The 9,938-nt window shown below is 65.2% G+C and carries 8 protein-coding genes and 1 pseudogene; 6 read left to right on the top strand and 3 right to left on the bottom strand.

What is annotated here, in order from left to right:
• The 4 genes from AACP59_RS09395 to rimM form a co-directional block, all read left to right on the top strand.
• The coding region (locus tag AACP59_RS09395) for an RCC1 domain-containing protein (RefSeq protein ID WP_339351045.1) at positions 1 to 3,110 on the top strand (3,110 nt) is incomplete at its 5' end.
• 293 nt (positions 3,111 to 3,403) lie between these two features.
• Positions 3,404 to 3,895: a 30S ribosomal protein S16 gene (gene rpsP, locus AACP59_RS09390; RefSeq protein ID WP_297317380.1), complete on the top strand. Its 492-nt coding sequence runs from the start codon at positions 3,404 to 3,406 to the stop codon at positions 3,893 to 3,895.
• A gap of 30 nt (positions 3,896 to 3,925) precedes the next feature.
• Positions 3,926 to 4,159 (top strand): RNA-binding protein, encoded by a 234-nt coding sequence (locus AACP59_RS09385; protein WP_297317381.1) that lies wholly within the window; start codon positions 3,926 to 3,928, stop codon positions 4,157 to 4,159.
• Entirely contained in the window at positions 4,156 to 4,782 is a 627-nt protein-coding gene (gene rimM, locus AACP59_RS09380) for a ribosome maturation factor RimM (RefSeq protein ID WP_297317382.1), read from the top strand. The genes AACP59_RS09385 and rimM overlap by 4 nt, the downstream gene beginning before the upstream one ends.
• Positions 4,783 to 4,851: 69 nt before the next feature.
• On the opposite strand, the gene AACP59_RS09375 is transcribed toward rimM, so the two are convergent.
• The 3 genes from AACP59_RS09375 to AACP59_RS09365 are packed head-to-tail and all read right to left on the bottom strand — an operon-like array spanning position 4,852 to position 7,951.
• On the bottom strand, positions 4,852 to 5,556 hold the full coding sequence (locus AACP59_RS09375) for a LutC/YkgG family protein (protein ID WP_339351044.1): 705 nt from the start codon (positions 5,554 to 5,556) through the stop codon (positions 4,852 to 4,854).
• Positions 5,553 to 7,133, bottom strand: a complete 1,581-nt coding sequence (locus tag AACP59_RS09370) for a LutB/LldF family L-lactate oxidation iron-sulfur protein (RefSeq protein WP_297317384.1) — start codon at positions 7,131 to 7,133, stop codon at positions 5,553 to 5,555. The genes AACP59_RS09375 and AACP59_RS09370 overlap by 4 nt, the downstream gene beginning before the upstream one ends.
• Positions 7,130 to 7,951, bottom strand: coding sequence for a (Fe-S)-binding protein (locus tag AACP59_RS09365; RefSeq protein WP_339351042.1), 822 nt, complete (start codon positions 7,949 to 7,951; stop codon positions 7,130 to 7,132). Before AACP59_RS09365 ends, AACP59_RS09370 begins: the two co-directional genes overlap by 4 nt.
• Positions 7,952 to 8,311: 360 nt before the next feature.
• Here AACP59_RS09365 and AACP59_RS09360 point away from each other — a divergent pair, with 360 nt between their 5' ends.
• Both AACP59_RS09360 and AACP59_RS09355 read left to right on the top strand, forming a co-directional pair.
• Positions 8,312 to 9,328 carry a YdcF family protein gene (locus AACP59_RS09360; protein ID WP_297317386.1) on the top strand — a complete coding sequence of 339 codons (1,017 nt, stop codon included), beginning with the start codon at positions 8,312 to 8,314 and terminating at the stop codon, positions 9,326 to 9,328.
• A 284-nt stretch (positions 9,329 to 9,612) separates the two neighbouring features.
• Positions 9,613 to 9,938, top strand: a pseudogene (locus AACP59_RS09355) (hypothetical protein); the annotation flags it as partial.

The following is a 9,938-nucleotide window of genomic DNA, read 5'->3' as shown; positions in this document are numbered from 1 at the left end:
GCGGCACCGACCCCACACCAGGCATCGTGGACAAGCCCGCGAGCGCACCCGCCGGATTCACCTGGACACAGGCCAGCGCAGGAACCTTCCATTCCATGGCCATCGGATCAGACGGCAACCTCTACACCTGGGGACGCAACCAATTCGGCCAACTGGGACGCACCACCAACAGCGGCACCGACCCCACACCGGGCCCAGTGGACAAACCCGCGGGCGCACCCGCCGGATTCACCTGGACCCAGGCCATCGCGGGAAGCTCCCATTCCATGGCGTTCGGATCGGACGGCAACCTCTACACCTGGGGACGCAACGACTTCGGCCAACTGGGACGCACCAGCAACTCCAAGCCCAACCCCACGCCGGCCGTGGTGGACGAGCCCGCGGGCGCACCCACCGGATTCACCTGGACACAGGCCAGCGCAGGATGGTGGCATTCCATGGCGATCGGATCGGACGGCAACCTCTACACCTGGGGAAGCAACCAGTACGGCCAACTGGGACGCGACACCTCCACCATCGGCACCGAGAACCCCAACCCCACGCCGGGTATGGTGGCCAAGCCCACGGGCGCACCCGCCGGATTCACCTGGACCCAGGCCACCGCAGGAGACACCCATTCCATGGCGGTCGGCTCCGACGGCAACCTCTACACCTGGGGAAGCAACCAGAGGGGCCAACTGGGACGCGACACCCCCACCATCGGCACCGAGAACCCCAACCCCACGCTAGGCATGGTGGCCAAGCCCACGGGCGCACCCGCCGGATTCATCTGGACCCGGGCCAGCACAGGTGACCAGTATTCCATGGCGTCCGGCTCCGACGGCAACCTCTACACATGGGGAAGCAACCAGTGCGGCCAACTGGGACGCACCACCAACACCGGCACCGAGAACCCCAACCCCACACCGGGCCCGGCGGGCGCACCCGCCGGATTCACCTGGACCCAGGCCAGCGCAGGATGGTCGCATTCCATGGCCATCGGCTCCGACGGCAACCTCTACACATGGGGAAACAACCAGTACGGCCAACTGGGACGCGACACCAACAGCGGCACCACCAACCCCAATCCCGTGCCCGGCCGGGCTGATCCCCCCGGCACCGGGCCCGCCGTCCCCACGGGCGTCGCGTTCGGCGGGGCCGCCGGCACCGCGCCGGCCGGGAACACGGACGGCACCTGGAGGGTCACCACACCCGCACACGCGGCAAGCCAGACGGACACGGTCATCACCTGGACCAGGAACAACACACCCCAGGCCGACACACACCTGCCCTACACGTACGTAACGCCGGTGTTCACGGTCAACTTCGACCCGGACGGGGGCACACCCGCACCACCCGACCAGCAGGTCGCGGAGGGCCAGCGGGCCAGCCGACCCGCCGACCCGGTCAAGACCGGCCACGTGTTCGACGGATGGTTCATCACCGGCACACCCGTGGCCTACGACTTCAACCGGCCCGTCACCGGACGCGTGGACCTCAAGGCCCACTGGAGCCCGACCCCGTCATGGACCATCAGCCCCGGCCACGGATCCGAGCGGGGCGGCGAACAGGTCACCCTCACCCCGCCCGCACCCCGCGACATCCGCTTCACCCAGACCAGCGCAGGAGACGGGTATTCCATGGCCATCGGATCCGACGGCAACCTCTACACCTGGGGAAGCAACAGCTACGGCCAACTGGGACGCACCACCAACACCACCTACCCCAACCCCACACCGGGCCTGGTGGACAAACCCGCGGGCGCACCCGCCGGATTCACCTGGACCCAGGCCATCACAGGAAGCTCCCATTCCATGGCCATCGGATCCGACGGCAACCTCTACACCTGGGGAAGCAACAGCTACGGCCAACTGGGACGCACCACCAACACCACCTACCCCAACCCCACACCGGGCCTGGTGGACAAACCCGCGGGCGCACCCACCGGATTCACCTGGACCCAGGCCATTGCGGGAGGCTTCTATTCCATGGCGTTCGGATCCGACGGCAACCTCTACACCTGGGGAAGCAACAGCTACGGCCGACTGGGACGCTTCACCAACAGCGGCACCGACCCCACACCGGGCCCAGTGGACAAACCCACGGGCGCACCCACCGGATTCACCTGGACACAAGCCAGCGCAGGATTGTTCCATTCCATGGCGTTCGGATCCGACGGCAACCTCTACACCTGGGGAAGCAACAATCACGGCGAGCTGGGACGCTTCACCAGCAGCAACACCAATCCTGCGCCGGGCCCGGTGGACAAACCCGCGGGCGCACCCACCGGATTCACCTGGACACAGGCCACCGCAGGATATAGCCATTCCATGGCGTTCGGATCCGACGGCAACCTCTACACCTGGGGAAACAACATGGGCGGCCAACTGGGACGCACCACCAACAGCGGCACCTTCAACCCCAACCCCACGCCGGGCCCAGTGGACAAACCCGCGGGCGCACCCACCGGATTCACCTGGACACAGGCCATCACAGGAAGTCAGCATTCCATGGCGTTCGGATCCGACGGCAACCTCTACACATGGGGAAACAACCGCTATGGCCAACTGGGACGCAACACCAACACCATCGGCACCGACAACCCCAACCCCACGCCGGGCATGGTGAGCAAGCCCGCGGGCGCACCCACCGGATTCACCTGGACACAGGCCACCGCGGGAATCTTTCATTCCATGGCGTTCGGATCCGACGGCAACCTCTACACCTGGGGATGGAACCTGTACGGCCAACTGGGACGCACCACCAACACCACCACCAACAATCCCACGCCGGGCCCGGTGGCCTTCCCGGGGCCGGCCATACCCACCGGCGTCAGGTTCGGCACCACGCCGGGCACCGCGCCGGCCGCGAACACGGACGACACCTGGAGGACGACCACCCCGGCCCACACGCCCGGCACGGTCACCGTCACCATCGACTGGACCCGCGACGGCACCGTGCAGACCCCGGACACCGGCAACCGGTACGAGTTCCGCACCCTCGCCGTCCTGCCCCTGGCCGGCGGCGAAGGCATCCTGCCCCTCCTCCTCATGGGCCTGCTCGCCATGGCAGCCACCCTGGCGGGCCGACGCCACCGGCAGGACACCACCACACCGACTTCACCCGAGTAAGCGGACCGGGGGCGCGGCACAATCCCCAACAGCCACACCCCGCCGACCGGACGGCCCCCCGGAGAGATCATCCCCGACCCGAGGGACCGCCCACCACACATCAACACACACAATCCCACACACAATCATAATCACGCACCAGGCTCATATCCGCTTCATGAGGTATACTTTTGCTGTTATTCGTGTCCGACGGTGCCCTCTCAAGCCGCTGGGCATGAGGAACATGCCGAACGGCGCCACCATGCCCCACATGGAGACGTTGCCAGGCGCACCAAGTACCAAGGAGAGCCATTTTGGCAACCAAGATTCGTCTGAAGAGAATGGGCAAGAAGTTCTATGCCTTCTACCGCGTGGTCGTGGTCGATTCCCGCAAGAAGCGCGATGGCAAGGTCATCGAGGAGATCGGCACCTACGATCCCAACACCCAGCCCTCTTCCATCAAGATCGACTCGGAACGCGCCCAGTACTGGCTGGGTGTGGGCGCACAGCCCAGCGAGCCCGTCCTGAACCTTCTGAAGATCACCGGCGACTGGCAGAAGTTCAAGGATCTGCCCGGCAAGGAAGGCACCCTGAAGGTGCCCCAGGCCGAGATGGACGCCCAGGCCCGCATCGAGCAGGCCCAGAACGAGGCCCAGAAGCTCAAGGCAGCCAAGTCCGAGGCCGATGCCAAGGCCAGGGCGGCCGCCGAGAAGGAGGCCCCCAAGGCCGATGAGGCTGCCGATGCCGCCAAGGTCGAGGCGGCAGCCGAGTCCGGCACCGAGGAGAACCCCGCGGCAGCGGAGTAAGAGCACACGTGAGTGGAAGGGCTGGCTATCATGCTTGCACAGGCCGTTGAACACCTGATCAGAAACATCGTGGATTTCCCTGATGATGTGTCGGTCAAGTCCCACGAGAACCCCAGGGGTGAACTGCTCCGCGTGCGGGTCAACCCCGAGGACATCGGCCGTGTGATCGGCAGGGGCGGCAGGACCGCCAACGCCATCCGCACGGTGATTCAGGCACTGGCCGACCACAAGGTGCGCGTCGACATCATGGACGTGCGCCGGTGAGCCCCAGCCAGTCCACCGACCACAGCAGTGACGGCAAGGACCCTCAGCAGCGCGAGTTGCTGAGGGTCTGCCGTATCGGCCGCGCCCAGGGGCTCAAGGGCGAGGTCAACGTCTATTCCTACACGGACGAACCGGGGAGGCGCTTCTCCCCCGGTGCACAGCTGGAGACCGGGGAGGGCCAGGTCTTCACCGTGGTCCGTTCGCGCCGGTTCAAGCAGCGGTGGATCCTCCTCTTCGAGGGCGTCGAGGACAGGAACGCAGCGGAGGCGCTGAAGGGCAGGGAACTCTATGTGGAGGCCGACCCCGCCAAGGACCTGGCCGACGAGGATGCCTGGTACCTCACCGATCTGATAGGCCTGGAGGTCCGCATGGCGCCCGGCAACACACTGGGGCTCCCCGGAGGCCGGAAAGTCGGCACCATCAGGGATGTCCTTGACGGGGTGGCCCAACAGCAGCTTGAGATACTCATGGATGGGCCGGAGGCGGGCGATGCCGACGGAAGTGACGAGGACATCCCGACCGGGTTGATACCCTTCGTCGAGCAACTGGTGCCGGAGGTGAAACCGGAGGAGGGCTACATCACCATCGACCCGCCCGGAGATCTCCTGCCAGGCCTGGGCTGAGGAGCCGGAAACCACCATGGGTTTCCGGCTCCTCCGAAGGGGCCCTGCCGCTATGAGGCGGCCACAGGGCTACATATCCTCAACCACCAGGTAGGTCATATCCAGCGGCCCGTGCACACCGACCACGATCACCATCTCGATGTCGCCCGTGTTGGAGGGGCCGGTGATGAAGTTGATGTTGGAGGTCTTCAGATCGCCCGAGACCAGGGCCTGATCGTAGTAGTCCATGGCCTGGCGGGTGCGGGGCAGGATCTTCGACTTGCGGATGATGCTCAGGTAGTGCACCGGCAGGAAGTGGAAGGCCCTCCCCTGCCCCGGGGTGGTGGCCACGGTGATGGTGCCGGACTCGGCCAGGAGGAAGTCCGCGAAGGCGATGGCGGTGCCCGACCGGTCGGCCGTCCTGATGTTCTCCTCCCGGCTGGCTCCCGGTTTCCAGAAGGTGGCCGGCGGGTTGAGCCCGTCACGCCACTCCTCCAGGCCGAAGTCGGCGAAGAGGGGCGAGGTGGGCAGCATCACATGGTCGCTGTCATCCTTCTTGGAGTCGATGAACCGGTCCAGGGCCACGGGCAGACCGGCCTTGGTGCAGGTCTGGAAGTTCACGTGCACGGCCTCGCTGTTCTTCCGGGCTATCTCCAGGAGCTCGTCCTGGGTGTGCCCCGAAAGGGTGGTCTCCGGCAGGTCGTTGACGGGCACCAGGGGGTTGTCCTTGAGCTGGTGGCGGGGCCTGCCGCTCTTCTGGGCCAGATAGTCCAGGAATACCTCACGATCGGTCATGCCTGCGCTCCCTTCCCGTCGGCCTGGCCGTCCGGTGAGCCGGTCTTGTTGAAGACCGGTTCACCGTTGACCCGCTGACCCTGCTCCTTCTTGTGCCTGGCGAACCAACTGCGGAAGTTCTGCCCGTGCCTGGGCGGGTCGGGCAGGTCGCGCACCTTGGTCCATCCGCCGAAGACGAAGGGCATCCACTCCACATGCCTGTCGTTGGAGAAGAGGTTCCCGGCCGTCTCGGGCTGCTTCCTGGCCAGGGGGGCCAGCATGGTGTGGTCCAGCCCCAGGGCCGTGCGGAAGAGGGAGGAATGCCCGGTGCCGATACCGACCACCCTCATGATTGCGTCGTCAATCAGGTTCGCCTTGGACTGGTCGTCCATCATGATCTTGCGGTGCTTGATCATGAGCTCATGGAGGGGGATCTTGACCGGGCAGGTGGCCGTACAGGCCGCACAGAGGCTGCATGCGTAGGGCAGATCGCCGAAGTCGTCATATCCGCCATCCAGCACCGGTGAAAGCACGGAGCCGACCGGGCCCGGGTAGATGGACCCGTAGCCGTGGCCGCCGATGTGGCGGTAGATGGGGCAGACGTTCAGGCAGGAGGCGCAGCGTATGCACTGGAGGATGGGCTCGAAGTCGGTGCCCAGGGCGTTGGAGCGGCCGTTGTCCAGGATCACCACGTAGACGTCGTCCGGACCATCCGACTCCTGGCCGGTGCGGGGCGAGGTGAAGGTCAGGTAGGAGGTCAGCTTCTGACCGACTGCAGACCGGGCCAGCATGTTGTCCATGGTCTCGGCCTCCTTCATGGTCGGCACCAGGCGCTCCATGCCCATGACCACCACCTGGGTCCTGGGTATGCACATGGCCAGGTCGGCGTTGCCCTCGTTGGTGACCAGGTTGATCATGCCGGTGTCGGCAACGGCGAAGTTGCAGCCGGTGATGCCCATATCGGCCTCGAGGAAGTGCTTGCGCAGAACGGTGCGCGAGAATCGGGCCATGTGCTGGGGGTCGTTGTCGCCCTGGTAGCCCAGCTTCTTCTCGAAGATCTGCCGCACCTGTTCACGGTTCTTGTGGAGGGCCGGGAAGACCAGGTGGGTGGGCTGGTCCCAGTCATCCTCCTCCAGGATGAACTCGGCCAGGTCGGTCTCCAGCACCTCCAGCCCGGGCACGGTCATCAGGGTGGGATCCAGGTTGATCTCGCTGGTTACCATGGACTTGCTCTTGACGACGTGCCTGGCCTTCTTCTCGATGGCGATCCGCTTGATGTACTGGGCGGCCTCGTCGTCGGTCTGGGCGAAGAAGACGTGCCCGCCCCGCTTCTCGACGTTGTCGGCGAACTCCTCCAGGTAGTCGGGCAGGTAGCGGATGACGTGCTGGCGGATCTGCTCGCCCAGGTTGCGCCAGTCCTCCCAGTCGCCCAGCTCCTGGCGGGCGGCCTCGCGCTTGACCCACTGGGCGTCCTGGGCCTTGGCCACGGCCTGCTCGGCGAACTCGTCCTGCTCGGTCTCCTTGATACGGGTCAGGAAGGGGGCGTCGCTGGTCTTCAGATACTGCGCGGCCTTCTTGCCGTTGACCATGCTGCTCATACCAGGGCCTCCTTCCTGTCGGCGCCCTGGAGGGCCCCGGCGTCGTCACCGGCCCGGGAATCCTCCCCGACGTAGCGGACCCGGCTCATATCGACATTGTGGTTGAGCACCTCGGCCAGGTGCATGATGGTAATCTTCTCCCCGCGCCGGTTGAAACGGCCGCCGATGTTCATCAGGCAGCCCGGGTCGCAGGATATCAGGACCGAGGCGTTGGTGGAGAGGACGTCGTTGACCTTCTCGTCGACCATCTGGCGCGATATCTCGGGTTCCTTCATGGAGAACATGCCCCCGAAGCCGCAGCAGTTCTCGATATGGGGCAGGGGGACCATCTTCAGGTCCTTGACGTGTTCCAGGAGCGCAAAGGGGCTGGTCCGCTCGCCCAGGAGGCGGGTCATGTGGCAGGAGCGGTGGTACGTGGCCACGGCGTCGAGCTCGGCGCCCGCATCCAGCACCCCCAGCACCCGGTAGAGGAACTGGGAGAACTCATAGGTCTTGTCGGCCATCCGCCGGGCCTTGGCCACGTAGGCGGGGTCGTCGTCCCTCATGTGGAAGGGAAGCTCCTTGAGCATGTTGACGCAGGATCCGGCGGGGCCCACGATGTAGTCGGCATCCACGCTCATCAGGGCGTCGACCTCGTTGCGCATAACGTGCCGGGTCTCCTTGACATATCCGCTGTTGAAGGTCGGCTGACCGCAGCAGATCTGCTGCATGGGCATGTAGGTATCACACCCGAACCGCTCCAGCACCTCCACCATGGCCTTCCCCACGTTGGGGAACATGAGGTCCACCACGCAGGTGGAGAAAATGACGACTTTCATGCTCATCCCTTCTTCTCGTCGCGACCATGGCGCAACCCGCACGACCTGTGTGCACACGACCACCATGGTCCCGTCCGCCCCCTGACGTATCGCGGACCTTGATCTGCCGGACTCACATACGATATAACTGCTCAGATGTCAAGAGGTAATACCCCCATCATCCCATCCTTTTCAGCGCTGACCCCCCAATTCAGGGCAATCTCCATATTCAGACGGTGTGATATTCATCACTCCTTAGAAAAAAGTTCTTGACATCCTGAGCGAGTATGCTTCTTCATCTACAGCGCAGATTTAATCCCGGCCTTGGGTAGGCTGGGGGGAGAGAACCCCCTACCCGACCCTGGAACCAGGTGGAACCGCATGATCAATATTCCTCAGCTGCTCCTGCTGTACTCCCCCACCATCATTTCCGGCATCATCCTCCTCTTCGGGCTGCACCGTGAGCCCCGGCAGTTCCGCAACGCCATCTGGTTCCTCCTCTTCCTCCTCTTCCTCGTCGGGACCCTGGTACTGCAATTCGGCCTGCGCTGGCTGATCCTGCCCATCGCCATACTGGTGATCCTGATACCCATCGCCGTGGTGGCCTTCCTCCTGGCCAACACGGTCATCGTCACCCGCCGCGAGGGCGTCTCCCTGGCCACCCTCCTACCGGCCCTTCTGGCTTTGGCCCTGGCCGTCTACCTCCTCCTCTCCCCTCTCCTGATCGTCTTCGACGCACCCCACTGGTGCCTGGTCCTGGCCGGACTGGTCAGCCTGGAGGGAACCTGGTTCTTCTTCTCCTTCATGGCCCTCCTGCTCTACTCCTGGTTCTACCGGGCGCTCCCCCGCAAACGCCGGTACGATTACATCATCGTGCACGGGGCCGGTCTGCGCGGAGACCGGCCCACGCCCCTCCTACGGGGGCGGCTCGACAAGGCCATGCAACTGTGGCGGAAGCAGGGCAGGCAGGGCCGGTTCGTGGTCTCCGGCGGCCAGGGGCCCGACGAGGAGACCAGCGAGGCTCGGGCCATGGCCAACTATTTGATGAACTCCTGCGGGGTGCCGTCCGAGGCCATCATCATGGAGGACAGGTCGACCACCACCATGGAGAACCTGCGTTATTCCAAGGAGATCCTGGATGCCCGGTACGGAGTGGGCACGGGGCCTCAGCAGTACCGGGTGGCCCTGGTGACCAGCGACTATCACGTGTTCCGGGCCAGCGAATACGCCAGCAAGGTGGGGCTCAGGGCCGACGGAATCGGTTCCCACACCAGGGGCTACTACTGGCCCACGGCCTTCATCCGCGAGTTCGTGGCCGTGACCAGGTCCCACTGGTGGCCCTATCTGGCCGTGGCCGTCCTCTGGGCCGTCTGGACCGGAATCGGCCTGATGCACTGAGGGTTCCTGGTGGGCTCGGCATTCATGGGTCTGTCTGCCGGGCAGGTCGGAAAAACGGGGTAGCGCCCCCTCCGAACCAGGTCAGGGCCTCCTGCGGGCCGGTCGCGGGTCGTGGTTGTCCCCTAGTCCTTTTTCCTGTCTGGTGGACGTATGGTAGAATGTCTGGCAGTGGACGGAAGGCCTGATGTGTGCGGGGTGCCGGGGAGGGCACCGTGGCGCACGTGGGGTTGCTTTCCCGCCGGTTTGAGACGGTGGGATGAGTTTGGGGGAAAGAAGTCCGTAGCTTGCATCGTCTCGCATATTCACCGCGGCTGGTCCTTGCCGTCATGCTCATGGCCGCCATGATCCTGCCCGCGGCAATCCACACCCCGGCCGCCGCCGACGCGGCACCCACGGCCACGGCCATGACGGCACAGGAGGGTCGATCCCCCCGCACGGCCGACAGGCAACAGACCCGGCCCGCCACACCCACACCTACACCCACACCAACCACATCACCATCCGACGGGACACCGGCCGGACCGGCCGCCCCATCCCTGTCCGTCCCCTCACCGTTGGGCGGGGGACCAGACAGCCCCCTGGCATCCGTCTCCCCCCTGCATCCCGCCAC

The organism is Bifidobacterium indicum, from assembly GCF_036987015.1.
GTDB classification, from domain to species: domain Bacteria; phylum Actinomycetota; class Actinomycetes; order Actinomycetales; family Bifidobacteriaceae; genus Bombiscardovia; species Bombiscardovia indica.
The sequence above is the reverse complement of the archived record's forward strand: the minus strand, read 5'-3'. Positions and strand labels throughout refer to the sequence as shown.

Bases quoted from the DNA above. Each gene is read 5' to 3' on its own strand.
- AACP59_RS09360 (WP_297317386.1), top strand. From the start codon at position 8,312: ATGATCAATATTCCTCAGCTGCTCCTGCTGTACTCCCCCACCATCATT.
- AACP59_RS09370 (WP_297317384.1), bottom strand. From the start codon at position 7,133: ATGAGCAGCATGGTCAACGGCAAGAAGGCCGCGCAGTATCTGAAGACC.
- AACP59_RS09375 (WP_339351044.1), bottom strand. From the start codon at position 5,556: ATGACCGATCGTGAGGTATTCCTGGACTATCTGGCCCAGAAGAGCGGC.
- AACP59_RS09385 (WP_297317381.1), top strand. From the start codon at position 3,926: ATGCTTGCACAGGCCGTTGAACACCTGATCAGAAACATCGTGGATTTC.
- AACP59_RS09365 (WP_339351042.1), bottom strand. From the start codon at position 7,951: ATGAAAGTCGTCATTTTCTCCACCTGCGTGGTGGACCTCATGTTCCCC.